We start from the raw sequence: 24,562 nt of genomic DNA on the forward strand, positions 1-24,562 counted from the left end.
GGAGCGCCTGCCATGATCTCAAAATTCTTCATCGAGCGGCCGGTCCTCTCGAACGTCATCGCGCTGCTGATGATCCTGATCGGCGGCGTCGCGCTGTTCAATCTCGCGATCGCACAATATCCCGATGTAGTGCCGCCGACGGTGCAGGTCACGACCCGCTATCCCGGCGCCAGCGCCAAGACCGTGATCGACACCGTCGCCTTGCCGATCGAGCAGCAGGTCAACGGCGTCGAGGACATGCTCTACATGCAGTCCTACAGCGGTTCGGACGGCAGCTATACGCTGACCGTGACCTTCAAGATCGGCACCGACCTCAACTTCGCGCAGGTGCTGGTGCAGAACCGCGTCTCCAGCGCGCTGTCGCAGCTGCCCCAATCGGTGCAGAACCAGGGCGTCACCGTGCAGAAGCGGTCGACGTCTATCCTGCTGTTCGTGACGCTGACCTCGCCCGACAAGACGTTCGACAGCCTTTATTTGAGCAACTACGCCACCATCAACCTTCGCGACGAACTCTCGCGCCTGCCCGGCGTCGGCAACGTCACCGTGTTCGGCGCCGGCCAATATTCGATGCGGGTGTGGCTCGATCCGAACAAGCTGCAGGTTCGTGGCCTGGTGCCGCAGGATGTCATTCAGGCGATCCAGCAGCAGAGCCAGCAGGTCTCCGCCGGCCAGGTCGGCGCACCGCCGACACCGTCGGGACAGGCGTTTCAGTATACCCTCAACGTCAACGGCAGGCTCGACGACACCACCGAATTCGAGAACATCATCGTCAAATCGGGCACCAGCGGCGACGTGACGCGGGTGCGCGACGTCGGCTGGGTCGAGCTCGGCGCGCAGACCTACAGCCAGATCTTCTCGCTGAACAAGCAGCCGGCCACCGGCATCGGCGTGTTCCAGTCGCCCGGCGCCAATGCACTCCAGGTCGAGCAAGCCGTCGAAAAGAAGATGGCGGAGCTTGCAAAGGCCTTCCCGCAAGGGATGAAATACGACACGCCGTTCGACACCACCAAATTCGTGCAGGCCTCGGTGCACGAGGTCTACATGACCCTGATCGAGGCCGGCCTGCTGGTGCTGGTCGTCATCCTGGTGTTCCTGCAGGATTGGCGCGCGATGCTGGTGCCGGCAACCACGGTGCCGGTCACCATCATCGGCGCCTTCGCCGCCATGGCGGCGCTCGGCTTCACCATCAACATGTCGACCCTGTTCGCGATCGTGCTCGCGATCGGCATCGTTGTCGACGACGCCATCGTCGTGGTGGAGGGTGCTGCTCACAACATCGAGCAGGGCATGAATGGCCACGACGCCGCGATCAAGGCGATGGACCAGCTGTTCGCGCCGATCGTCGGCATCACGCTCGTGCTGATCTCGGTGTTCTTGCCGGCCTCGTTCCTCGCGGGCCTCACGGGCCGGATCTATTCGCAATTCGCACTGGTGATCGCCGCGACCGCGCTCTTGTCCGCCATCAACGCGGCGACGCTGAAGCCGACGCAATGTGCGCTCTGGCTGCGGCCGACCGTGCCGCCCGCGCAGCGCAATTTCTTCTACCGGGGTTTCAACGCGGTCTATGATCGCGTCGAGCGTGGCTACACGAGGCTGATCGGCTTCCTGTGCCGGCATGCCACGATCTCGGTCGCATTCGCGCTGGTGCTGATCGGGATCGGCGGCTACGGCCTGTCCCGGGTGCCGACCGGCTTCCTGCCGATCGAGGACCAGGGCTATCTGATCGTCGCCGTGCAACTGCCTGACGGCGCCGCGCTGGAGCGGACCCAGAAGGCGCTCGACAGAGCGAGCGAGCTGATCAAGGACACGCCTGGAGTCCAGCAGGTCATCACCATCGCCGGCATCTCCGCACTCGACAACAGCGCCAGCCTTGCCAATGCCGGTGTCGCCTACATCATCCTGAAGGACTGGGACGCGCGCAAAGGACCGGGCGAAGATCTGCGCTCGCTGGTCTACGGGCTGAACGACAAGCTCGCTGTGATCATGGAGGCACGCACTTTGGTGCTGCCGCCGCCGCCGATCCAGGGCATCGGCAACGCGGCCGGCTTCTCGATGCAGGTCGAGCTGCGCGACGGCAACAGCGATTTCGCCAAGCTCCAGGCCATCACCGGCGCGATGGTCAGCAACGGCCAGAGCCAGAGCGCGCTGCAGCGCGTCCAGTCCTCGTTCCGCTCCTCGGTGCCGCAATTCAACATCGAGATCGACCGCATCAAGACCCAGACGCTGCACGTGACGACGGACCAGGTGTTCGCGGCGCTCTCGACCTATCTCGGCTCGTCCTACGTCAACCAGTTCAACAAGTTCGGCCGCGTGTTCCAGGTCTACACCCAAGCCGATCCCGCCTTCCGCGTCACCGAGCGCGACATCGCCAACATGATGGTGCGCAACTCGAACGGCGACATGATCCCGATCGGCACTGTCGCCACCATCACGCCCGCCACCGGCCCGTCGCTGATCAGCCTCTACAATCTCTATCCGTCCTCGACGGTCATCGGCCTGCCGGCGCAGGGCTACTCCTCGGGCCAGTCGCTGAAGCTGATGGAGGAGATCGCCGAGAAGACGCTGCCGCCGGGCACCGGCTACGAATGGACTGCCATGTCCTATCAGGAGAAGGCCGTCTCGAACCAGATCTACTGGGTGTTCGGGCTCGCCATGCTGCTGGTCTATCTCGTGCTCGCCGGCCAGTACGAGAGCTGGTACGCACCGATCTCGGTGATCCTGGCAGTGCCGCTGTCGTTGCTCGGCCCCATGCTGATCCTCAACGCACTGAAGATCGACAACAACCTCTATTGCCAGATCGGCCTGATCCTCTTGATCGCGCTGTCGGCCAAGAACGCCATCCTGATCGTCGAGGTCGGGCTCGAGCTGCACGGCCGCGACGGCAAGCCGGTGCTGGAATCCGCCATCGAAGCTGCGCGCGCCCGCTTCCGCCCGATCCTGATGACGTCGTTCGCCTTCATCCTCGGTGTGGTGCCGCTGGTCCTCGCAACCGGCGCCGGCGCCAGCGCGCGCAAGTCTATCGGCATCACGGTGTTCTCGGGCATGCTGGCCTCGACCTGCCTCGCGGTGCTGTTCGTGCCGGCGTTCTTCGTGGTGGTGCAGCGCTTCGAGAACTGGCGTGCGTCGAAGAAGACGCCGAAGGCGGTGGCAGTGGCCGAAGTGAAATCCTAAGCTTTCTCCGTGGAATTCGGCCGCGCCTCGCCGCTCGAGATCAGCAACACCGAGACCTTTGCCTGCCTGAGCACGGCGTCGGCGACGCCGCCAAAGGAGAGGCGATCGGCCTGGATGCGGTCGACGCCCATTACCACGAGGTCGACGTCGGTGGTCTCGATCTCGCGCAGGATTGCCGCTTCAGGTGCCCGGTTCGCGCGCAAGGTCGTGGTGATGTCGACCTCGTAGCGGGCAGCGAGATCGCTGGCGTCCTTCAGGATGCCAGCCTCCTGGCTCAGACCACGAGAGGCGCCGCGTTGCGCGCCCTTGTCGCGTGTCGTCGCGACGTAGATCACCCGGAGCGAGCCTGATCCCGCCTGCGCCAGCGCGACCGCGACCTCGGCGCCGCGCTTGGAGACGCCGCTGCCGGAGACCGGAACGAGGATGTTGAGCGCCTCGGGCATCGGCTGCTTCAGGTGCTTACCCTTGGCCGCGACGATCGCGAGCGGCCCTTCGAACTCCGCTCCAATATCCTCGATCTTGCGGTCGAATCGATCCTTGGTAGCCGCGACCTTGTCGATACCGACGACAAGGAGATCGAAGCCCTTCTTCGCTTCGTCTCCTATCGTCTCACCGAGCCCGGATTTGCGGACTCGCGTCGTGACATCGACGTTGCGGACATCCTGGTCACCGCTCGCTGATACCGCTTCAGCCGCCTTCTTCACCACCGCTTCGGGGCTTTCCTCCTCGTCGCGGCCCTTCTCCTGCTCCTTGGCGCGCTTGCCGATGTGCAGCACGGTGATCGGCAGGCCACGCATGCCGGCGATCAGGCCAGCGATGTGGGCGGCGAAGCTGGCATTGACGCTTTCGTCCACTGCCAGCAAGGGACGTTCGAGATTGGCGACGAAGCCGCGCTTCTCGAACTCCTCGCGCTCCAGGCGCTCCCTCTCCTCCTCGCTCATCGGCAGCTTCGCCAGCGCCGCGCGCAGCATCGGCGGCATTGCCATCGTGGTCACGATCGCCATGGTCACGATCATCGTGAACAGGTTCTGACTGAGCACGCCGATGGAAAGACCGATGGTGGCGATGATGACCTCGGTCGAGCCGCGCGCGTTCATCCCGCTTGCGAGCGCCAGTGACTCCCGCCTGTTCAGCCCGCCCACGGTTCCGCCGATGAAAGCGCCGCCGAACTTGCCGACGCTGGCGATCACGACCAGCAGGCCGGTGAGCATCAGCAGGTTGGGATCGCGGAGCACGGTGAGGTCGGCGCTCAAGCCGGCCAGACCGAAGAACACCGGCATGAAGAAGCTGGAGATCAGCCCGCGCAGGCGCTCGTCGATCTGCCGCGTCAGGATCGGGGACTCGCCGACCAGAATGCCGGCGACAAAGGCGCCGAGCACGGTGTGGACGCCGATCAGATGCGTGATCAGCGCCATCGCGCACATCATCAGCAAGATCACCGTGATGACCGGCGCGGTGCTGACGAGATTGTCGTTGGCCCATCGAATGAGCTGGAACGCGAGGCGGCGGCCGATGGTGAAGCTGATGGCGAGGAAGGCCAGTGTGCCCAGCACGGCTTTCGCCACCGAGGCGATATCGAGCGTGCCGTGCGAGGCCAGGCTGAAGATCACTGCGATGATGATCCAGCCGATGGTGTCGTCGATGACGGCGGTGGCGACGATGATCTGGCCGACATTGCGGCGCATGAAGTTCATCTCGCGCACCACCACCGCGACGATCTTCACCGAGGAGATCGACAGCGCCGTGCCCATGAACAGCGACGCCACCAGGCGGGCTTGCGGGTTCGGCAACAGCGCGTCCGGCAGGAATTCACCGAGCGCGAAGCCGCAGGCGAAGGGCACGAGGATGCCGGCGATCGAGATCGCGATCGCGGCCTTGCCGACCTTCCTGACCAGCTTGAGGTCGGTTTCCATGCCGGTCAGCAGCAACAGCAGCAGGATGCCGAACTGCGCGATGCCGTCGATCATCGCTTTCTGCTCGGGCGTCTTGGGGAAGATCGCGTGCTGCGCGTCGGGCCAGACCCAACCGAACAGCGAGGGACCGAGCAGGATGCCGGCGAGCAGTTCGCCGATCACCGAGGGCTGGCCGAGGCGCTGCATGATCTCGCCGAGACCGCGGCCGACCGCGATCAACAGCACGATCTGCGCCACCAGCAGGAATTCCGACGGACCGGCCGATTTGCCGCCCTCGGCGCTGGCCGCAACGGTGGTGAGGACAAGCGCCGCGGGACAAGGCCGACCGGTCGGAGCAGGCTCCACTGCATGCAGGAATTTTACCCCTTCATCTGCCCCGGCGAGGTGCCGGGATGACGGGGATAGAACCCGCGGCAGGCGCAGCAGGTTCCTGTCGCTTGCAGCGGGTTAGGGAGGCAATACCAAAAAGCGCGAAAACAACCCCATGCACAGTAGAGATGGGATTGAAAAGGCTGGAGAAAAATTTGTGTGCGCCGAAGCCAGAATTTCGTCTTTGCCGAAATCGCTTGCTCCGTCGGGCAAAACACTGGCATGATGGCATCATCGGCAGACTAAGCGAGCCGCCGCCACATCCGCCGTCAACGCGAGCGCAGCGACTTGTCCGCCGAAGCTTTAGTGAAGGCGGAAGCAATCCAGAATCCCTCCCCGGAAGGATTCTGGATTGTTTAGTCGCTACGCTCCTCGCAATGACGCGGTTGAAACGGGCGCGCGCCTCACGCCGATCCCTCACACCGCCTGCGGTGTCCTGATCTCGCGCGGCAGAATGATCGCCGCTGCGATCGCGAGCAGGCAGAGTGCGGCGAAGGCGTGCAGCATGGTGACGAAGCCGCCCTGCTCGTAGAGCCAGGCGACCAGGCCGACCGAGGCGCCGGCAGCGGTGAAGCCGATGAAATACCGCACGGCATAGGCGCGCGAGCGCCATTCCTCGCTGGTGTATTTGCCGACCATGGCATCGTTGACCGTAACCTGTCCGAACGCGCCCATGACGATGCCGATCGAGACCAGGATCAGCGGCAGATTGGACAGGCTCGCGGCCAGATACAGGAACGGCGCCAGCATGAAGGACAGCGGCAGCGCCACCGTCTTCAGCGAATAGCGGTCGAGCAGCCGGCCGATCGTGTACTGCGTCATCGCGCCGAACACGTAGACGCAGGCCGCAATGACGCCGAGCAGCGCCGGGCTTTTGGTGAGATCGGCGAGCCGCTCCGCGAATAGCTTTGGCAGCGCCACGGTGACGGCATTGAAGGTCGTCGAGATCGCGATCACCACGATCAGCAGCGACAGGATCACGCGCCACATGTCCTGCTTGGCGACCCGCGCCTGAGCTGCCGCCTGCTTCGAGCCCTTGCGGTCCTCGTGCACGACCATCATCGCGAACGCGATGCCGATCAGGATGGTGACGATGCCGGGTACGATGAAGGCGAAGCGCCAGCCGAGATATTGGCCGATCACGCCGGTGACCAGCGCCGACGATGCGACCCCGAGATTGCCCCAGACGCCGTTGATGCCCATCTCGCGGCCGAGCCTGTCAGCGTAGGAGACGATCATGGCAGTGCCGACGGGATGATAGATCGAGGCAAAAATGCCGATCGCGAACAGCGCCGCGCCGAGCTGCGCCGGGGTCTGCACGAAGCCGACCGAGATCATGGAGGCGCCGATGCCGACGAAGAAGATCAGCATCATGTGGCGGCGGCTCCAGCGATCGCCGAGCCAGCCGGTGAGCAGCGAGCCCGCGCCGAAGGCGACGAAGCCCGGCGTCGCGTAAGGCAAGAGTTCCGAATAGGCCATGCCGAGCGCCGGTGCCATGATGATCACCGCGGCGGCGAAAATCAGCATCGCGTAATGGTCGATGAAATGGCCCGCATTGACGAAACTGATCACCCGGCCGGGGCTGTTCATGGGAATCCTCTCCTGCTCCGAAATGAGTTATACGTCTTGGGCATGACGGGATGCTGCCAATGACTGTCGTCGAGACGCCAATCCTCCGGGCGGTCCGGAGCAACCACCGCTCGCCTGCGGGCGTGCATTTGGTCGCGCGCGACTACCCCAAGGGCATGCGGATCGCTCCGCATATGCACCGCGAGGCCCAGCTGATCTATGCCGCCAAGGGCACCATGCAGGTGACGACGCCCAAAGGGCGCTGGCTGGTGCCGCCGGACCGCGCGGTCTGGGTGCCGGCCGGGCTCCAGCACGCCATTGATTTGCTCGCCGACATCGAGATGCGCACGCTGTATTTCGACCTCGCCTGGCTGAAGCGCGAGCAGCGCCATGAGGGACTGATCAAGGAATTCGTGGTGCGCGTGTCGCCGCTGCTGAACCAGGCGATCCTCGCGCTGTTCGACGCGCGCAATACCGAGGAGCGGACCGATCTGCTGGTTCGCCTGGTGATGCTGGAACTGGTCCAGGCCGAGGATTCCGCGACCTTCGTGCCGCTGCCGCACGAGCCGCGCTGCCGGCGCGCAGCCATGATCGTGCTCGACGATCCCACCGGCCTGCACGACATCGACGCGCTGGCGCGCGAGGTCGGAACATCCGCGCGCACGCTGTCGCGGTTGTTTTCGACAGAGACGCAGCTGAGCTTCAAGAGCTGGTGCCAGCGCGCCAGAATTGCGGCGGCGATCCAGCGGCTGTCGACGGATGCCAATGTGTCGGTGAAGCAGCTCGCGACCCAGCTCGGCTATGCCAGCGTGCCGGCGTTTTCGGCCGCATTCCGCCAGGTGACGGGGCGGACGCCGACGGAGTTTGCGGGGAAGTAGGGCCGCGAACGTTCACAAGAGGTCGTCATGCCCGGGCTTGTCCCGGGCATCCACGTTCTCTGGGGTGCCAACGAAGGTCGTGGATGGCCGGGACAAGCCCGGCCATGACGATGTGGAAGCTGCAGCGCCCCAAACTTTCATGCGCAATTGCCTCGCCGTGGCGGGGCATGACAGCAATCCTGGAGCGCATGCCCCCGCTAAACTTGCCAAATTCTGCCTGCTCGATTGTGATCGGCTTCCGCCCAAATCCCGTGTAAGATTCCCGCATCGCACAAACCCGACACGAAAGCCCCGATGGCCAACGCCTTCTTCTCCGACCTGCTCACCACCATCTCCGAGCGCGGCCGCACGCTGCTTCGCCGCGGGGATTCTGCCGACACCAAGCCGGACGCAGATGGGCTCATCGAGCTCTGCGGCGCGCTGCTGTCGGGCCGGGGCGAAGCTTCGGGCACCGCCATGGCGCGTGAGGTGCTCGACATCTACCAGGACCTGGATGCGACGGGACGTCGCGCCTTTTTCGAAGCCCTGGTGCGCGATTTCGGCCCGGATCGGGAGCGCCTGTCCAAGGCGATCGAGACATGGCGTGCCAAGCCGGCCGACGAGGATGCCAGCGCCCTTCATTTTGCCTCCGAGCCGCGCCGGCAGGAGCTGATCCGCCGCCTCAACCGCGCGCCCGGCGGCACCGGCGATCTCGTCAAGATGCGCGCCGATCTGCTCGACATGATGAACGGGCACACCGATCTCGCCGCGCTCGATCGCGATGTCTCGCATCTTCTCTCATCATGGTTCAACAGGGGGTTTCTCGTGCTGCGCAGGATCGACTGGTCGACCCCGGCCAACATCCTCGAAAAGATCATCCGTTACGAAGCCGTGCACGAGATCAGCGACTGGGACGATCTGCGCCGCCGCATCGATCCGGTCGACCGCCGCTGCTACGCCTTCTTCCATCCCGCGATGGTCGACGAGCCCCTGATCTTCGTCGAAGTGGCGCTGACCGAGACGATCCCCGGCGCGATCGCGCCGCTGCTCGCGGTCGATCGCCCCTCCGTCCCGATCGAGCGCGCCCGTACCGCCGTGTTCTACTCGATCTCCAACACCCAGCGCGGTCTCGGCGGCATCTCCTTCGGCAGCTTCCTGATCAAGCAGGTGGTGGAGGAGCTGCGCCGCGAACTACCCAAGCTCGACAATTTCGTGACGCTGTCGCCGGTGCCGGGCTTCATGCAATGGGTGAAGCAGGACAAGGACCTGCCGCTGTCGGACGAGGACCGCGAAGTGCTGAAGCGGCTCGACGATCCCAAATGGTTCGAGAACCCCGAGACGACCACGCTGCTGCGTGGCGTGATCGAACCGCTCGCGGCGCACTACTTCCTCAAGGCGCGCACGCCGAAAGGCAAGCTGATCGACTCCGTCGCGCGCTTCCATCTCGGCAACGGCGCCCGCCTCGAGCGCATCAACTGGCTCGGCGACCTCTCGCCGAAGGGCGTGCGCGAGTCCGCCGGCGTGATGGTCAACTACCTCTACCGCCTCGATGACATCGAGAAGAACCACGAAGCCTACGCCAATGACGGCGAGGTCGTGGCCTCAAGCGCGGTGAAGAAGCTCTTGAAGGGCGAAGGGCGGCGGCTACTGGATATGCGGCTGTCGTAGTCGGCGTCCGGCTCACGCCACATCGTCATTGCGAACGCAGCCGACGATGCTCTCTTCGCCGTCATTGCGAGGAGCTCTTGCGACGAAGCAATCCAGACTGCTTCCGCGGAAAGATTCTGGATTGCTTCGCTGCGCTCGCAATGACGAGATTGTGGCGACACCTCGCGCACTCCCAGCAATTCGCCCGCAGCAGCCAAAGCGCCCGTCGAAGAGGCCCCTCTCTCCACCGTCATTGCGAGGAGCTCTTGCGACGAAGCAATCCAGACTGCCTCCATGGAAACACTCTGGATTGCTTCGCTACGCTCGCAATGACGCGGTGTGTGGTGACACCTGGTGCAATCAGATCAGCGTCTCGTACAAATCCATCCAATCGGGATTAACGCTCTCGATCAGCGCAAGCTTCTTTTCCCGGCTGCCGGCCTTGATCTGCTTCTCGCGTGTGATCGCGTCGGTCATCGTCGCATGCAGCTCGTACCAGACGAGAAGCTTGCAGCCATACCTTGACGAGAACCCCTTCACCAAGCCCTCGCGGTGCTCGAACGCGCGGCGCGGTGGATTGGACGTGACGCCTGTATAGATCGTCCCGTTGCGGCGATTGGCGAACATGTACACGCAGGGCTGCTTCATGATCGCGCTCAGCTGAGGAGAGCTTTCATGATATCACAACCAAGGGATGATTTCGAGACTTTCGCCGACATCGTCATTGCGAGGATCTCGCGACGAAATTGCAAAGCAATTTTGCGCTGATGCGACGAAGCAATCCAGGCTGCCTCCGCGGAAAGATTCTGGATTGCTTCGCTGCGCTCGCAATGACGGAGTGTGCGGCGCGGCCGTCGCGCCCCTCGCGTCGGCCTACTCCGCCAGCGCCTTCATCTCCTTGTAGAGATCCGACTTGCCTTCGAAGCCGATGCCTGACAGCTCCGGCATGGTGATGTGGCCGTTCTCGACGCGGACGCCGTCGGGGAAGCCGCCATAGGGCTGGAACAGGTCGGGGTAGCTCTCGTTGCCGCCGAGGCCCAAGCCGGCTGCGATGTTGAGCGACATCTGGTGGCCGCCGTGCGGGATGCAGCGGCTCGGTGACCAGCCATGAGTTTTCAGCACCTCCAGCGTGCGCTGGTATTCGCACAGGCCGTAGGACAGCGCGCAGTCGAATTGCAGCCAGTCGCGGTCAGGCCGCATGCCGCCGTAGCGGATCAAATTGCGGGCGTCCTGGTGGCTGAACAGGTTTTCCCCCGTTGCCATCGGTCCCGGATAGAATTCGGCGAGGGCTGCCTGCAGCGCGTAGTCGAGGGGATCGCCGACCTCCTCGTACCAGAACAGCGGATAATCCCGCAGCATTTTTGCGTAGGCGATCCCGGTCTCGAGATCGAAGCGGCCATTGGCGTCGACCGCGAGCTGCGCGTCCTTGCCGATCTCCTTCAGCACCGCCTCGATGCGGGTGCGGTCGTCCTCGATATCGGCGCCGCCGATCTTCATCTTCACGACGTTGTAGCCGCGATCGAGATAGCCGCGCATCTCGCCGCGCAGCATCGAGAGGTCCTTGCCCGGATAATAATAGCCGCCGGCGGCGTAGACGAACACGCGCGGATTGGCTTTGACGCCGTGACGCTCAGCCAGCAAGCGGAACAGCGGTTGTCCCGCGATCTTCGCCACCGCATCCCACACCGCCATGTCAATGGTGCCGACCGCGACCGAGCGCTCGCCATGACCGCCCGGCTTCTCGTTGGTCATCATCGCGCCCCAGACCTTGTCGGGATCGAGATTGTCGCCGGCCGCGTTCAGCAGCGATTTCGGATCGGCCTCCAGGATGCGCGATGCGAAACGTTCGCGGATCAGGCCGCCCTGCCCGTAGCGGCCGTTGGAGTTGAAGCCGTAGCCGACGACGCGCTTGCCGTCGCGCACGACGTCGGTAACGACGGCAACCAGGCTCGTCGTCATCTTGGTGAAATCGATATAGGCGTTGCGGATCGGCGAAGAGATCGGTTTCGTGATCTCGCGGACGTCGACGATGCGGACGGACATGGGTTTGGCCTTTCATTTTCGTCATTGCGAGAAGCGAAGCGACGAAGCAATCCAGACTGCCGCCGTTGAAAGATCCTGGATTGCTTCGCTTCGCTCGCAATGACGGAGAAGAGCAGTTCGCAATGACGAGGAGAGAGCGCGCTCCTACTTCTTATCCCTGAAATACGGCTCGACCGGGCCGTGCACCTTGATGGTCAGCGGGTTGCCGTGGCGGTCCTTGGCGTTGCCTGCGGTGACGCGGACCCAGCCTTCGCTGATGCAGTATTCCTCGACATTGGTCTTCTCGACACCCTTGAAGCGGATGCCGACGTCGCGCGCCAGGATGTCCGCGTTGTAATAGGGGCTGTTCGGATCGACCGAGAGGCGGTCCGGAAATTCGTCGCTCATGATTGTCTCGCTCATAACAGGGTCTCGATTTGCTGCCGCAATCCTTCGGGCCGGGCGGTCGGCGCGTGGCGCGCGACCACCTTGCCGGCGCGATCCACCAGGAATTTGGTGAAATTCCATTTGATGGAGGCGCCCAGCAGGCCGGATTGCTGGCGTTTCAGGTACTCATACAACGGATGCGCATTGCTGCCGTTGACGTCGATCTTCTCGAACAGGGGAAAGGTGACGTCGTAATTGGTCGAGCAGAACGCCTGGATCTCGCTCGCCGGTCCAGGCTCCTGCGCACCGAACTGGTTGCAGGGAAAGCCGAGCACCGAGAAGCCGCGCGGATTGAGATCGCGATGCAGATCCTCCAGCCCGCGATATTGCGGCGTGAAGCCGCATTTGCTCGCGGTGTTGACGATCAGCAGCACCTGTCCCTCGAATCTGCGCAGGGCGACTTCTTCGCCGAGAAGCGAGTTGGCCTTGAAGTCGTAGATCACCGACATCGCTAGCCCACGGGGTCGATCGGCGACGGCGGCACGCCGCCCGCCTCGATCGCCTCGCCTGCGAGCAGGCAGAGATCCTCGCGATAGCGGCCGGACACGATGTGCACGCCGACCGGCGCCTTGCCGACGAGGCCGGTGGAGACCACGAGGCCCGGCAGGCCCATGAAGGGAATGGCGATCTGCGGCAGCTGTGCTTCCCAGACGCGTTTGAAGGAAGCGTCGTCCTTGCGGTCGAGATGATCGGGGAACGGCAGTTCGCCGGAGACCGGCGTCAGCAGCACGGCATAGGTGTCGAAGAACAGCATCCAGTCGCGGGTCAGCGTGGCGCGGCGGGTCAATGCCTTGGCGTAATTCGCCTGGTCCATCGGCGTGACCCTGGCGCGGTTGCCGCGCAGGCACGCCAGCGCGCCGGGATCGCCCTCACGCTCGGCCATTTCGAGTTGCGCCTCATAGCCGTCGCCGAGCCAGAGCTTGATCTGCCACTCGACCGCTTCGCGCATCGGCGGGGTGTTCTCGATTGTCTCGACGGTCCAGCCGGCCCGTTCGAGCCGCTTGCCGGCGTCGATGACGGCGGCCTTCACCTCGGGCGCGGTGGCCAGGCCGTCCGGATTGAGACACAGCGCGGCGCGCTTCGGCCGCGCGGGGCCTTCCAGCGGCGCGGGCACGAACCAGGGGTCGCGGATGTCGCGGGCCGACATGGCCGCGAGCGAAATCCTGATGTCGTTGACGGTGCGGGCCAGCGGGCCCGACACCGCCATGATCTGCGGCCCGATCGGGCGCTCCGGCAGGGCCGGATTGAAGGCCGGGATGCGGCCGAGCGTCGGGCGCAGACCATGCACGCCGCAGGCATAGGCGGGATAGCGGATCGAGCCCGCAATGTCGGTGCCATGGGCGATATGGCCGATGCCGGCCGCGACCGCCGAGCCGGCGCCGCCGGAGGAGCCGCCCGGCGTCAGCGAGGCGTCGCGGGGGTTCTTGGTGTCGCCGTGGACCAGATTGGTGGTGAACCAGCGATAGGAGAAGGCCGGGCAATTGGTGCGGCCAAGGAGAACGGCGCCGGCTTTGCGGAAATTGGCGACCACCGGATTGTCCTCGCGCGCGATCAGGTCGCGCTGGAGCTTGAGGCCGTTAGTGGTGGCAAAGCCCTCCTGGTCAACATTGGCCTTGATGGTGACGGGCACGCCGGCCAGCACGCCGGGGTCCTCCCCCCGCGCAATGGCGGCATCGACGGCATCCGCCTGCTTGAGCACGTTCTCCGGCCGGTGGTCGATCACGGCGTTGAGGCTGGGATTGACGGCGTCGAGCCGGGCCAAGCCGGCCTGCGCGGCCTCCCTGGCGGAGACCTTTTTGGTTTTGACGAGATTGGCGAGGTCGGCCGCCGACAGGCGCCAGAGATCTTGCATGGCTTGCTCCGTTTAACCGGCGTCTTTTAGACCCGGGAACGCGGCAAAGCCATGCGGATTTCGCAGGGACGAAGGGCGGGGGCTGCGCCGGCCACGCTTCTCGTCATTGCGAGCGAAGCGAAGCAATCCAGACTGCCTCCGCGGAAGCAGTCTGGATTGCTTCGTCGCAAGGGCTCCTCGCAATGACGGGGAGAGACGGGGGCTAATGCCGCGTCGCGGACTGGTCCGGGATGTCCAGCAATGCCTCGGTGAAGGGGAATTCGAGCACGATCTCGCCTTCGCGGTCGGTGACCTCGATGACGGCTTCAAGCAGGGCCGGCTGGGTGCCTTCCGATCGCAGCACCTCCAGAATCATCTGGCGGGCAACCTCCCAGGCGCGGTCAGGATTGCGCAGATCCTCTCCCTCAGGATCCACGATCAGTTCGTTGCCGATACGGGTGTTGAAGAAATATCTGGGCATCACGAAGTTCCAGTTGGGTCGCCTGTACCGGATTGAAAGCTGCACTGCACTCACAACTGCTTTATCAGGACAGGGTTCGCGACCGAATGCGCCAAGCGCAAGGCAGCATCACCAGCAAGTATTGTTCCGCCAGCATTTTTCGCGCCGCAACATAGGCTTCTCGGGAAAATTTCACTGGCGAACTTTTCCACCCGCACTAACTTAAGGGTTGGGCGGATACGTCCGAATTCTCGAAAATGGAGAGCCAAAATGGCCTGGAAAGCCCCGAAGATCGTCGAAGTGCCCTGTGGCATGGAAATCAACATGTATGTGAGCGCCACCCGCAAGTAAGTGGCTGGCGATCTGCGTTCAGCGCAGGTGGGTCTTTCGGTCACGGCAGGTTTCCGAACGACGGAAACTGTGTTGGCCTGAGATCCACCTCGCAGCGTTCCTTCCAGGAGACGGATCATGCTTCGCGTCGTCGTCCTGGGCGCCGCAGCCGGCGGCGGAGTGCCGCAATGGAATTGCGGCTGCGAGGGCTGCCGGGCGGCCCGTGGAAACGGCCAAGAGCTGCAACGGACCCAAGCCTCGGTCGCCTTCAGCGGCGACGGCGAGCACTGGTTCCTGATCAACGCCTCCCCCGACCTCCGCCAGCAATTGAATGCCACGCCACAGCTGCATCCGAAGGCGGGCGCGCTGCGCCATACGCCGATCGCAGGCGTGATCCTGACCAACAGCGAAGTGGACGCGGTTGCAGGCCTCCTGTCGATGCGCGAGGGTTCGCCCTTCACGGTCTATGCGCATGAGAAGGTGCTGGCGATCCTGAAGGCCAACAGCATCTTCAATGTGCTGAACGAGAAGAACGTGCAGCGCCAGCCGGTCAACATCAATGAGCCATTCGAGCCGCGGCTGCCGAACGGAGCTCGCTCAGGACTTGAGGTGCTGCCCTTCGCGGTCTCGGGCAAATCGGCCTGGTACCTGGAAGGCAAGGCGCATCCGGGCGGCGACGCCGGCGAGGGTGATACGCTGGGGCTGAAGATCACCGATAAATCGACCGGCAAATGCTTCTACTTCATCGCCGCCTGCGCCGAGGTCACCGACGCGCTCAAGGCCGAGATCGACGGCGCTGCGCTGGTGTTCTTCGACGGCACGGTGTGGCAGGACGACGAGATGATCAGGGCCGGGCTCGGCCACAAGACCGGCAAGAGCATGGGCCATGTCGCGATGTCCGGCGACCACGGCGCCATCGCACGGCTCGCCGACCTCACACTCGACAGGAAGATATTTCTGCATATCAATAACTCGAACCCGGCGCTGCTGCCCGCGTCACCCGAGCGCAAGGCCGCTGAAGCGGCGGGCTGGCAGATACCCGCCGACGGAACGGAGATCGTGCTGTGAATGCCGCGTCACTGACTGGAATGACCGCGCTCTCGATCGGCAAGGACATCAGACTTAACTCGGCCGAGGAGCTGGAGGCGACGCTGCGCCATATCGGGGCGACGCGCTATCACAGCCTGCATCCGTTCCATAAGATGCTGCACGGCGGCAAGCTCAACAAAGGCCAGGTCCAGGCCTGGGCGCTGAATCGCTACTATTACCAGAGCACCATCCCGATCAAGGACGCGGTGGTGATCTCGCGCTTCCGCGACCGCGCCACGCGGCTGGAATGGCGCCACCGCATCGAGGACCATGACGGCGATATCGGCTCCGAAGGCGGTATCGAACGCTGGCTGAAGCTGACCGACGGCCTCGGGCTGGACACGGCCTACGTGGAATCAACCGAAGGCATCCTGCCAGCGACGCGCTTTGCGGTGGAAGCCTATGTGCACTATTGCCGCGAGAAGTCGCCGCTGGAGGCGATCGCCTCCTCGCTCACCGAATTGTTCGCGCCGAACCTGCACGAAGAGCGCATTGCCGGAATGCTGGAGCACTACGACTTCGTCAATCCTGACATCATGAGCTACTTCAAGCGCCGGTTGGCGCAGGCGCCGCGGGACGCCGGCTTTGCGCTCGACTATGTCAAGGCGCATGCCACCACGCCCGAGCAACGCGCGTCGGTCTGCAACGCGCTGATCTTCAAGACCAGCGTGCTCTGGGTGCAGCTCGACGCGCTCCAACACGCCTATGTCGAGGGCCACATTCCGCCGGGCGCGTTCGTGCCCCAAGAACACCAAAAAGCGAGCTGAGGAACAATGGCCGGGCCGCGTCACATCAGCGTCAGCGAGACCAGCCGGCCGGTGCTGCCGCGGCACGCCAAGCTGAAATATGACGAGACGCGAAAGGTCTGGGTGATCCTGGCGCCCGAACGCGTGCTGGCGCCGGACGAGATCGCGGTCGAGGTCTTGCAGCTCTGCGACGGCGAGCGCAATGTCGGCGAGGTTTCCGACCAGCTCGCGGCAAAATACGCCGCGCCACGCGAGGCGATCCTGGCCGACGTCATCGTCATGCTGCAGGATCTCGCCGACAAGGGCTTTCTCACGGAGGCCCGGGAGAAGACGTCATGAGCGATGTGCTCGGCAATCCCACCATCCCGCCCGACGCCAGCGACAGTCTCGCGGTGCTGGAGAAGAGCCGCTCGACGGCAGAGACGTTCGGCATTCCACTCGCCGTGCTGCTCGAGATCACCCATCGCTGCCCGCTGCAATGTCCCTATTGCTCCAACCCGGTCGAGCTCGACCGCTCGGGCAAGGAGCTGACCACCGAGGAATGGAAGAAAGTCCTGAGCGAGCTCGCCGAGATCGGCGTGCTCCAGGTGCATTTCTCCGGCGGCGAACCGACCGCGCGCAAGGACCTCGTCGAGCTGGTCAAGCACGCCAGCGACGTCGGCCTCTACACCAACCTCATCACCTCGGCCGTGCTGCTGACGCGCGAACGGTTGAGCGAGCTGGCCGATGCCGGGCTCTGCCACGTCCAGATCAGCTTCCAGGGCGTCGAAGAGAGCTTGGCCGATCGCGTTGGCGGTTACAAAAACGGCCACCGCAAGAAGCTCGAAGTGGCAAAATGGACCCGCGAGCTCGACCTGCCGCTCACCGTGAACGCGGTGATGCACCGGCAGAACCTGCACCAGCTGCCCGATATCATCCAGATGTCGATCGATCTCGACGCCGACCGGCTCGAGGTTGCCAATGTGCAATATTACGGCTGGGCACTGAAGAACCGCGCCGCCTTGATGCCGACAGTGGCGCAGCTCGACGAGTGCACCCGCATCGTCGAGGAGGCGCGCGAGCGGCTGAAGGGCCGGCTCACGATCGACTATGTCGTGCCCGATTATTACGCGCTGCGGCCGAAGAAGTGCATGGGCGGCTGGGGCCGGCAGTTCTTCAACATTTCGCCGGCCGGCAAGGTGCTGCCCTGCCACGCCGCCGAGAGCATCACCGGGCTCGACTTCGAATCGGTACGCTCCAACCATTCGATCGCCTGGATCTGGCAGAACTCGGACGCCTTCAACCGCTATCGCGGCACCGGCTGGATGAAGGAGCCGTGCAAGAGTTGCGAATTCCGCGAGATCGATTTCGGCGGCTGTCGCTGCCAGGCCTTTGCGCTGACCGGTGACGCCGCCAACACCGATCCGGCCTGTGCGCTATCGCCGCTGCACGAGGCCATCTTCAAGCAGGCCGAGCGCGAGGCCGAGGGCGATACCAACCGCTTCGTCTATCGCAATTTCGCCGGCGGCACTCTGGAATCCGGGAATGATGCCTGACGCCGACGCGGCCAGCTCAGTCAAGCGCGCCGATCCCTTTGCGCCGCTGACCTCCGAAATGCTCGACGTCGGCGACGGGCACGAGCTTTATGTCGAGAGCGTCGGCCGCACCGACGGAATCCCCGCGGTCTATCTGCATGGCGGCCCCGGCAGCGGTTGCCAGCCCGACCATCGCCGGCTGTTTGATCCTGACCGTTTCCATGCCGTGCTGTTCGACCAACGCGGCTGCGGCCGCAGCCGGCCGAAGGGATCGCGCCAGCACAACACCACGCAGCATCTGATCGCGGACATGGAAAAGATCCGCGAGAAATTCGGCGTCGCGCGCTGGATGGTGGTCGGGGGGTCCTGGGGCGCGACGCTGGCGCTGGCTTATGCGCAGGCGCATCCCGAGCGCGTCTCCGGAATTGCGCTGCGCGCGACGTTTCTCGGCACGCGTGCTGAAGTCGAGATCGCCTTCACCTCGCGCCTCTCGCAATTCTACCCCGCGCTCTACGAGGATTTTCTCAGCGTGCTGTCTCTGGAGGAGCGCGCGCGGCCGGTGGAAGCCTACTATCGCCGCATCCTCGATGCCGATCCGGCCGTGCATGGCCCGGCCTCGCGCGCATGGCACGACACCGAGCGCGCCTTGTCGGAGCACAAGGCGGCAAAGACGCGGATCGACCTGGCGTCGCTGAACGTCTGGCGCACATTGCCGGCGACGCCGTTCATGGAAGCGCATTATTTCGTGCAGGACAGCTTCATGACGGAGAACCAGTTGTTGCGGAACGCCGGCAAGCTCGACGGCATTCCCGGCATCATCGTCCAGGGCCGCTACGATCTGTTGTGTCCTCCCGGGACATCGCAGGCGCTCGCGAAAGCGTGGCCGGGTTCCGAGATTCGTATCGTGGAAGAAGCCGGCCATTCGCTCTATGATACCGGCGTGCGGGACGCGGTCATGAAGTCGATCGCGGACATCGCTTCGAAGATTTCGCGATAGTAGGACAACAAGAAAATGCCGCTCGTCGGGAAAGGCATGCTGCTGACGTCGATGAACGTCGACGTTTCAGATGAAGCCGATTTCAATCGCTGGTACGATCGCGAGCATCTGGAAGAGCGCGTTGCGATCGAGGGTTTTCTGGAGGCGCGGCGCTATGTCGCGCACGCCGCCAATCCCAAATATCTCTCGCTGTATTCGACTGCGACACTCGACGTGCTCGACAGTCCCGCCTACCGGGCGCGGCTCGCCAACCAGACCGAATGGTCGCGACGGAGCATGGCGCATTTCAAGGACATGCTGCGGGTCGTCGCGCGCATCACGATCAGCAACGGTACCGGCCGGGGCGCGGCGCTCGGCCTCGTGCGGCTGCGGCCGACGTCGGACAATGCAGTCGCATGGCGTGACGCACTGCAAGACAGGCTGACGCCGGAAAAGCACGACGGCATCATCTCGATGCATCTGCTCGAAAGCGAGCCGGAATTGTCGGGCGCGACCGCGGACATTCCGGGCGGTGCGCAACGAAGGCGCGCGCGACTGGTTCGTGCTGATCGACGGCACGCATGTCGGCGCAGTCTCGGCCGTGATCGCCGCGCGCTTCACCGGCCCTGCCGCCTCGCCATTCCCGCTTCCCGTGTCGGTCGGCACCTACAGCCTGATGTGGGACCTCTCGAAGAGCGACATCGCGCGCAACTAACCCATCGGACGCATCGCAACATGCTGCACCGCACGCATCTCGCGCGACCATTAATGATGTGCGCGCTGGGCTCCCATGAAAGCCGGTGATCCCCCAAATTTGCCGTTGTACTTCGGAACGGTTCTAATAAGCTAACCCAATGACGTCATTCAGAAACCAGATCGCCGCGCGTTAGCGTTCGCCAAGCTCAAGAAAAGGCCGCGGGGTCTTTGAGCCTGCGCGGACAGGGTAGGAATGAAACCGACCGATATTGCGGCCCCCGACTACTTTCACAAAGTGGTCGATTGCCAATGGGCCTGTCCTGCGCACACTCCCGTTCCCGAATACATCCGACTGATCGCCCAAGGCCGCTACAGCGACGCCTATATGATCAATTGGAAATCGAACGTGTTTCCCGGAATTCTGGGACGCACCTGCGATCGTCCATGCGAGCCGGCGTGCCGCCGCGGACGCGTCGAGGAGACGCCGGTCGCGATCTGCCGCCTGAAGCGCGTCGCCGCCGACTTCAAGGATGACATCACGCAACGCCTGCCGCGGCCCTCGGCCAAGAACGGCAAGCGCGTTGCATTCGTCGGCGGCGGTCCCGCTTCGCTGACGGTGGCGCGCGATCTCGCTCCGCTCGGCTATCACTGCACCGTGTTCGACGGTGATCCACGAGCCGGCGGCATGATGCGCTCGCAGATCCCGAAATTCCGCCTGCCCGATTCAGTCATCGACGAGGAGACCGGCTACATCCTGGGTCTCGGCGTCGACTTCAAGGGCGGCCACCGCATCGAGAGCATGAAGGCGCTGCTGGCGGAGAAGTATGACGCGATCTTCGTCGGCTCCGGCGCACCGCGCGGCCGCGAGCTCGACATTCCCGGACGCAAGGAAGCAGCCGCCAACGTCCATATCGGCATCGACTGGCTGTCCTCGGTCTCGTTCGGCCATACCGACAAGATCGGCAAGCGCGTCATCGTGCTCGGCGGCGGCAACACCGCGATGGATTGCTGCCGCACCGCGCGCCGCCTTGGCGGCGAAGAGGTGAAGGTCGTCGTGCGCTCCGGCTTCGAGGAAATGAAGGCCTCGCCCTGGGAGAAGGAAGACGCGCTCCACGAGGACATCCCGATCCTCAACTTCCTCGTCCCCACAGCCTTCATCCACGACAATGGCAAGCTCACCGGCATCACCTTCCAGAAGGTGAAGGCCGAATACGACGCCAAGGGCCGCCGCAACCTCGTGCCCTCGGGCGAGCCGGACCAGACCATCGAATGCGACGACGTGCTGGTCGCGGTCGGCCAGGAGAACGCCTTCCCCTGGATCGAGCAGGATTGCGGCATCGAGTTCGACAAATGGCACATGCCAAAAGTCGATCCGCAAACCTTCGTCTCGACCAATCCGAAGGTGTTCTTCGGCGGCGACGCCGCGTTCGGGCCGAAGAACATCATCTGGGCGGTGGCGCAGGGCCATGATGCCGCGCTGTCGATCCACAAAATGCTCTCGGGCGAGGACGTCACCGAGCGGCCATTGCCGGAAGTGCACGTCTCCTCGCAGAAGATGGGCATCCACGAATGGAGCTATGACAACGACATCTCCAACGACAAGCGCTACAAGGTGCCGCATCGCGACAAGGTGATCGCGCTGAAGGACATCCGCACCGAGGTCGAGCTCGGCTACGACGTCAAGCTCGCGCTGGGCGAAGCCCATCGCTGCCTGAACTGCGATGTCCAGACCGTGTTCTCGACCTCGCTTTGCATCGAGTGCGATGCCTGCGTCGACATCTGTCCGATGGATTGCATCACCTTCACGGACAATGGCGAGGAAGGCGATCTCCGTCAGCGCCTGAAAGCGCCCTCGCTGCATCCGGACCAGGATCTCTATGTGTCCAGCGATCTCAAGACCGGGCGCGTGATGATCAAGGACGAGGATGTCTGCCTGCATTGCGGGCTGTGTGCCGAGCGCTGTCCCACCGGCGCCTGGGACATGCAGAAATATTTGATCGAGATGACTCACGCAGGTTCAGCATGTCCGACAAAAAGCCGATCAGCAGCGTAAACGACTTCGTCGTCCGCTTCGCCAACGTCAACGGATCGGGCTCGGCCAGCGCCAACGAGATGTTTGCGCGCGCCATCCTGCGCCATGGCGTTCCGGTGAGCCCCCGTAACATCTTCCCCTCCAACATCCAGGGACTGCCGACCTGGTACGAAGTGCGGGTGACCGAAGACGGCCATCTCGGCGCCCGCGGCGGCGTCGACATGATGGTCGCCATGAACCCGCAGACCTGGGACAAGGACGTCGCCGGCATCGAGCCCGGCGGCTATCTGTTCTACGATTCCACCAAGCCGATGCCATCGACGAAATTCCGCGACGACATCACCGTGATCGGCGTCCCCCTGACGGCGATCACCAACTCGACTTACACCGATCCGCGCCAGCGCCAGCTGTTCAAGAACATCATCTATCTCGGCGCGCTCTCGGCGCTGCTCGACATGGATCCGAAGCTGATCGAGCAGCTGATCGGCGAGCAGTACAAGGGCAAGGAGAAGCTCTTGTCCTCCAACGTCCACGCGCTGCATCTCGGCCGCGACTGGGCGCTCCAGAATCTGAAATGCCCGACCGGGCTGCGGGTGAAGAAGTCCGACAAGGTCGGCGACCGCATCTTCATTGAGGGCAACAGCGCCGCCGCGCTCGGCGCCGTCTATGGCGGCGCCACGGTGTGCGCCTGGTATCCTATTACGCCGTCCTCGTCCGTGGCGGAGGCTTTCACCGCTCACTGCAAGAAGTACCGGCACGATCCCGAGACCGGCAAGGCGAAATACGCGATCGTGCAGGGCGAAGACGAGCTGGCTTCGATCGGCATCGTGATCGGCGCCTCCTGGAACGGTGCGCGCGCCTTCACCGCGACCTCCGGCCCTGGCATCTCGTTGATGACCGAGTTCATCGGCCTGTCATATTTCGCCGAAATCCCGGCCGTGATCATGAACATCCAGCGCGCCGGTCCCTCGACCGGCATGCCGACCCGCACCCAGCAATGCGACATCATCGCCTGCGCCTATGCTTCGCATGGCGACACCAAGCATGTGCTGCTGTTCCCGGAGGATCCCGCCGAGGCGTTCGAGTTCGCGGCCGCGGCCTTCGATCTCGCCGAGCGGCTCCAGACCACCATCTTCCTGATGCTCGACCTCGACATCGGCATGAACCACCGGCTCTGCCGCCCGCTGAAATGGGACGATTCCAAGCAATATGACCGCGGCAAGGTGATGACCGCGGAGATGCTGGAGGAAGGCCGCGACTTCGGCCGCTACCTCGACGTCGACGGCGACGGCATTCCCTACCGAACCTATCCCGGCACGCATCCGACCAAGGGCTCCTATTTCACCCGCGGCACCTCGCGTGATCGCTATGCGCGCTACTCCGAGGAAGGCTCGGTCTACGCCGACAACATGCAGCGCCTGATGCGCAAATTCGAGACCGCGCAGGATCTGGTGCCGCGGCCGCTCCAGGCCAATGCGGAACGGCCGACCAAATACGGCGTGATCTATTTCGGCTCGACCACGCCGGCGATGGACGAGGCGATCGGATTGTTGGAGACACGAGGCCATCAGCTCGATCGCCTGCGCATCCGCGCCTTCCCGTTCCATTCGAGCGTGGCGAGCTTCCTCGCCGAGCACGATTTCGTCTACGTCGTCGAACAGAACCGCGACAGCCAGCTGCGCCAGCTCATCGTCAACGAGAACGGCATCGACCCGGTGCGGCTGGTGCCGATCGTGCATTACGACGGCTCGCCGATCACCGCCCGTTTCATCGCGAAAGCCATTGGCGACCACCAGGATCACCTTAAGGTGACCCCGCTCCGCAAGGCCGTGTCATGACCTACATCGCAAAGCCGAAATTCCACCATCCCGGGCTGAAGAAGAACGAGCTCGGCTACACCCATCGCGACTACGAAGGCAAGATTTCGACGCTGTGCGCCGGCTGCGGCCATGACTCGATTACGGCGTCGATCATCGAGGCCTGCTATGAGCTCTCGATCGAGCCGCACCGGGTCGCCAAGATCTCGGGCATCGGCTGCTCGTCGAAGACACCCGATTATTTCCTCGGCAATTCGCACGGCTTCAACTCCGTGCACGGCCGCATGCCCAGCGTGCTGACCGGCGCCAACCTCGCCAATCGCGACCTGATCTATCTCGGCGTCTCCGGCGACGGCGATTCCGCCTCGATCGGCTTCGGCCAGTTCGCGCATTCGATCCGGCGCGGCGTCAACATGACCTACATCGTCGAGAACAACGGCGTTTACGGTCTGACCAAGGGCCAGTTCTCGGCGACGGCCGACCGCGGCTCGAAGTCCAAGAAGGGCGTCACCAACACGGACAACGCCATCGACCTCGTCGCCATCGCGCTGCAGCTGGGCGCCACCTTCGTCGCGCGCTCGTTCTCCGGCGACAAGACCCAGCTCGTGCCGCTGATCGCGGCCGCGATCGGCCACAAGGGCGCGTCGTTCATCGACGTCATCAGCCCCTGCATCGCCTTCAACAACCACGCCGGCTCGACCAAGAGCTTCGACTATGTCCGCGAGCACAATGACGCGGTGAACCGGCTCGACGTGCTGGTCGGCCGCGATCCGATTGCGGTGGATTACGCACCGGGCACGGTGCAAATGGTCGAGCAGCATGACGGCAGCAGGATCGCGCTGCGCAAGATCGACGCCGACTACGATCCGCACGACCGGCTCGGCGCCCAGACCTTCCTGCAAAAGCACGCCGCCAAGGGACAGATCGTCACCGGCCTGCTCTACGTCGACCCCGACGCGGAAGATCTGCACGAGCATCTCAACACGGTCGAAACGCCGCTCAACACGCTGGAAGCGGACACGCTCTGCCCGGGCTCGGCGATGCTGGACAAGTTCAACGCCAGCCTGCGGTGATCG

19 protein-coding genes and 2 pseudogenes are annotated in these 24,562 nt (G+C 64.0%); 13 read left to right on the forward strand and 8 right to left on the reverse strand.

Features of this window, described 5'->3' with window-relative positions; all coding sequences use genetic code 11:
- The first annotated feature begins 12 nt into the window (after positions 1-12).
- The gene (locus GWG67_RS10290; RefSeq protein ID WP_275169241.1) at positions 13-3,171 is read left to right on the forward strand and encodes an efflux RND transporter permease subunit; all 3,159 of its coding nucleotides are present in this window, start codon (positions 13-15) and stop codon (positions 3,169-3,171) included.
- Here the strand turns inward: GWG67_RS10290 and GWG67_RS10295 are convergent.
- Positions 3,168-5,434 (reverse strand): annotated as a pseudogene (locus GWG67_RS10295) (cation:proton antiporter). The gene GWG67_RS10290 and the pseudogene GWG67_RS10295 overlap by 4 nt on opposite strands.
- 436 nt (positions 5,435-5,870) lie before the next feature.
- Positions 5,871-7,043 carry an MFS transporter gene (locus GWG67_RS10300; RefSeq protein WP_275169243.1) on the reverse strand — a complete coding sequence of 391 codons (1,173 nt, stop codon included), beginning with the start codon at positions 7,041-7,043 and terminating at the stop codon, positions 5,871-5,873.
- Between the two features lie 59 nt (positions 7,044-7,102).
- Here GWG67_RS10300 and GWG67_RS10305 point away from each other — a divergent pair, with 59 nt between their 5' ends.
- Positions 7,103-7,900: a helix-turn-helix transcriptional regulator gene (locus GWG67_RS10305; protein ID WP_275169245.1), complete on the forward strand. Its 798-nt coding sequence runs from the start codon at positions 7,103-7,105 to the stop codon at positions 7,898-7,900.
- 294 nt (positions 7,901-8,194) lie between these two features.
- Entirely contained in the window at positions 8,195-9,547 is a 1,353-nt protein-coding gene (locus GWG67_RS10310) for a malonyl-CoA decarboxylase (protein WP_275169246.1), read from the forward strand.
- A 339-nt stretch (positions 9,548-9,886) separates the two neighbouring features.
- Here the strand turns inward: GWG67_RS10310 and GWG67_RS10315 are convergent, their stop codons facing one another.
- The 6 genes from GWG67_RS10315 to GWG67_RS10340 form a co-directional block, all read right to left on the reverse strand.
- Positions 9,887-10,174 (reverse strand): GIY-YIG nuclease family protein, encoded by a 288-nt coding sequence (locus tag GWG67_RS10315; RefSeq protein WP_275169248.1) that lies wholly within the window; start codon positions 10,172-10,174, stop codon positions 9,887-9,889.
- 225 nt (positions 10,175-10,399) lie between these two features.
- The gene (gene tarD, locus GWG67_RS10320; RefSeq protein WP_275169250.1) at positions 10,400-11,569 is read right to left on the reverse strand and encodes a D(-)-tartrate dehydratase; all 1,170 of its coding nucleotides are present in this window, start codon (positions 11,567-11,569) and stop codon (positions 10,400-10,402) included.
- 144 nt (positions 11,570-11,713) lie between these two features.
- Positions 11,714-11,971, reverse strand: a complete 258-nt coding sequence (locus tag GWG67_RS10325) for a DUF3297 family protein (protein ID WP_018318553.1) — start codon at positions 11,969-11,971, stop codon at positions 11,714-11,716.
- Positions 11,968-12,444 (reverse strand): glutathione peroxidase, encoded by a 477-nt coding sequence (locus GWG67_RS10330; protein WP_275169252.1) that lies wholly within the window; start codon positions 12,442-12,444, stop codon positions 11,968-11,970. Before GWG67_RS10330 ends, GWG67_RS10325 begins: the two co-directional genes overlap by 4 nt.
- Positions 12,445-12,446: 2 nt before the next feature.
- Positions 12,447-13,847: an amidase family protein gene (locus tag GWG67_RS10335; protein WP_275169254.1), complete on the reverse strand. Its 1,401-nt coding sequence runs from the start codon at positions 13,845-13,847 to the stop codon at positions 12,447-12,449.
- A 202-nt stretch (positions 13,848-14,049) separates the two neighbouring features.
- A complete protein-coding gene (locus GWG67_RS10340; protein WP_007595657.1) occupies positions 14,050-14,307 on the reverse strand; it encodes a hypothetical protein in 258 nt (85 codons plus the stop codon).
- 249 nt (positions 14,308-14,556) lie between these two features.
- On the opposite strand from GWG67_RS10340, the gene pqqA reads away from it, so the two are divergent.
- From pqqA to GWG67_RS10390, 10 genes and pseudogenes are all read left to right on the forward strand, one after another.
- Positions 14,557-14,637 carry a pyrroloquinoline quinone precursor peptide PqqA gene (pqqA, locus tag GWG67_RS10345; RefSeq protein ID WP_007595659.1) on the forward strand — a complete coding sequence of 27 codons (81 nt, stop codon included), beginning with the start codon at positions 14,557-14,559 and terminating at the stop codon, positions 14,635-14,637.
- 117 nt (positions 14,638-14,754) lie between these two features.
- Complete coding sequence (gene pqqB / locus GWG67_RS10350; RefSeq protein ID WP_275169255.1) at positions 14,755-15,684, forward strand: pyrroloquinoline quinone biosynthesis protein PqqB; 930 nt, start codon at positions 14,755-14,757, stop codon at positions 15,682-15,684.
- On the forward strand, positions 15,681-16,472 hold the full coding sequence (gene pqqC, locus GWG67_RS10355) for a pyrroloquinoline-quinone synthase PqqC (protein WP_275169257.1): 792 nt from the start codon (positions 15,681-15,683) through the stop codon (positions 16,470-16,472). Before pqqB ends, pqqC begins: the two co-directional genes overlap by 4 nt.
- Positions 16,473-16,478: 6 nt before the next feature.
- A complete protein-coding gene (pqqD, locus tag GWG67_RS10360; RefSeq protein WP_275169259.1) occupies positions 16,479-16,790 on the forward strand; it encodes a pyrroloquinoline quinone biosynthesis peptide chaperone PqqD in 312 nt (103 codons plus the stop codon).
- Positions 16,787-17,986, forward strand: a complete 1,200-nt coding sequence (gene pqqE, locus GWG67_RS10365) for a pyrroloquinoline quinone biosynthesis protein PqqE (protein ID WP_275169260.1) — start codon at positions 16,787-16,789, stop codon at positions 17,984-17,986. Before pqqD ends, pqqE begins: the two co-directional genes overlap by 4 nt.
- Positions 17,976-18,962 (forward strand): prolyl aminopeptidase, encoded by a 987-nt coding sequence (gene pip, locus GWG67_RS10370; protein WP_275169261.1) that lies wholly within the window; start codon positions 17,976-17,978, stop codon positions 18,960-18,962. Before pqqE ends, pip begins: the two co-directional genes overlap by 11 nt.
- Positions 18,963-18,977: 15 nt before the next feature.
- A pseudogene (locus tag GWG67_RS10375) lies at positions 18,978-19,656 on the forward strand (hypothetical protein).
- 234 nt (positions 19,657-19,890) lie between these two features.
- Positions 19,891-21,690 carry an FAD-dependent oxidoreductase gene (locus tag GWG67_RS10380; protein ID WP_275169262.1) on the forward strand — a complete coding sequence of 600 codons (1,800 nt, stop codon included), beginning with the start codon at positions 19,891-19,893 and terminating at the stop codon, positions 21,688-21,690.
- Positions 21,660-23,507, forward strand: a complete 1,848-nt coding sequence (locus GWG67_RS10385; RefSeq protein WP_275169263.1) for a 2-oxoacid:acceptor oxidoreductase subunit alpha — start codon at positions 21,660-21,662, stop codon at positions 23,505-23,507. Before GWG67_RS10380 ends, GWG67_RS10385 begins: the two co-directional genes overlap by 31 nt.
- Entirely contained in the window at positions 23,504-24,559 is a 1,056-nt protein-coding gene (locus tag GWG67_RS10390) for a 2-oxoacid:ferredoxin oxidoreductase subunit beta (protein ID WP_275169264.1), read from the forward strand. The genes GWG67_RS10385 and GWG67_RS10390 overlap by 4 nt, the downstream gene beginning before the upstream one ends.
- Positions 24,560-24,562: the final 3 nt, after the last annotated feature.

This window comes from Bradyrhizobium sp. CSS354 (assembly GCF_029051725.1).
GTDB lineage: Bacteria > Pseudomonadota > Alphaproteobacteria > Rhizobiales > Xanthobacteraceae > Bradyrhizobium.

Coding starts and splice junctions, on each gene's coding strand:
- GWG67_RS10290 (WP_275169241.1), top strand. CDS start 13: ATGATCTCAAAATTCTTCATCGAGCGGCCGGTCCTCTCGAACGTCATC.
- GWG67_RS10300 (WP_275169243.1), bottom strand. CDS start 7,043: ATGAACAGCCCCGGCCGGGTGATCAGTTTCGTCAATGCGGGCCATTTC.
- GWG67_RS10305 (WP_275169245.1), top strand. CDS start 7,103: ATGACTGTCGTCGAGACGCCAATCCTCCGGGCGGTCCGGAGCAACCAC.
- GWG67_RS10310 (WP_275169246.1), top strand. CDS start 8,195: ATGGCCAACGCCTTCTTCTCCGACCTGCTCACCACCATCTCCGAGCGC.
- GWG67_RS10315 (WP_275169248.1), bottom strand. CDS start 10,174: ATGAAGCAGCCCTGCGTGTACATGTTCGCCAATCGCCGCAACGGGACG.
- tarD (WP_275169250.1), bottom strand. CDS start 11,569: ATGTCCGTCCGCATCGTCGACGTCCGCGAGATCACGAAACCGATCTCT.
- GWG67_RS10325 (WP_018318553.1), bottom strand. CDS start 11,971: ATGAGCGAGACAATCATGAGCGACGAATTTCCGGACCGCCTCTCGGTC.
- GWG67_RS10330 (WP_275169252.1), bottom strand. CDS start 12,444: ATGTCGGTGATCTACGACTTCAAGGCCAACTCGCTTCTCGGCGAAGAA.
- GWG67_RS10335 (WP_275169254.1), bottom strand. CDS start 13,847: ATGCAAGATCTCTGGCGCCTGTCGGCGGCCGACCTCGCCAATCTCGTC.
- GWG67_RS10340 (WP_007595657.1), bottom strand. CDS start 14,307: ATGCCCAGATATTTCTTCAACACCCGTATCGGCAACGAACTGATCGTG.
- pqqA (WP_007595659.1), top strand. CDS start 14,557: ATGGCCTGGAAAGCCCCGAAGATCGTCGAAGTGCCCTGTGGCATGGAA.
- pqqB (WP_275169255.1), top strand. CDS start 14,755: ATGCTTCGCGTCGTCGTCCTGGGCGCCGCAGCCGGCGGCGGAGTGCCG.
- pqqD (WP_275169259.1), top strand. CDS start 16,479: ATGGCCGGGCCGCGTCACATCAGCGTCAGCGAGACCAGCCGGCCGGTG.
- pqqE (WP_275169260.1), top strand. CDS start 16,787: ATGAGCGATGTGCTCGGCAATCCCACCATCCCGCCCGACGCCAGCGAC.
- pip (WP_275169261.1), top strand. CDS start 17,976: ATGATGCCTGACGCCGACGCGGCCAGCTCAGTCAAGCGCGCCGATCCC.
- GWG67_RS10380 (WP_275169262.1), top strand. CDS start 19,891: ATGAAACCGACCGATATTGCGGCCCCCGACTACTTTCACAAAGTGGTC.
- GWG67_RS10385 (WP_275169263.1), top strand. CDS start 21,660: ATGTCCGACAAAAAGCCGATCAGCAGCGTAAACGACTTCGTCGTCCGC.
- GWG67_RS10390 (WP_275169264.1), top strand. CDS start 23,504: ATGACCTACATCGCAAAGCCGAAATTCCACCATCCCGGGCTGAAGAAG.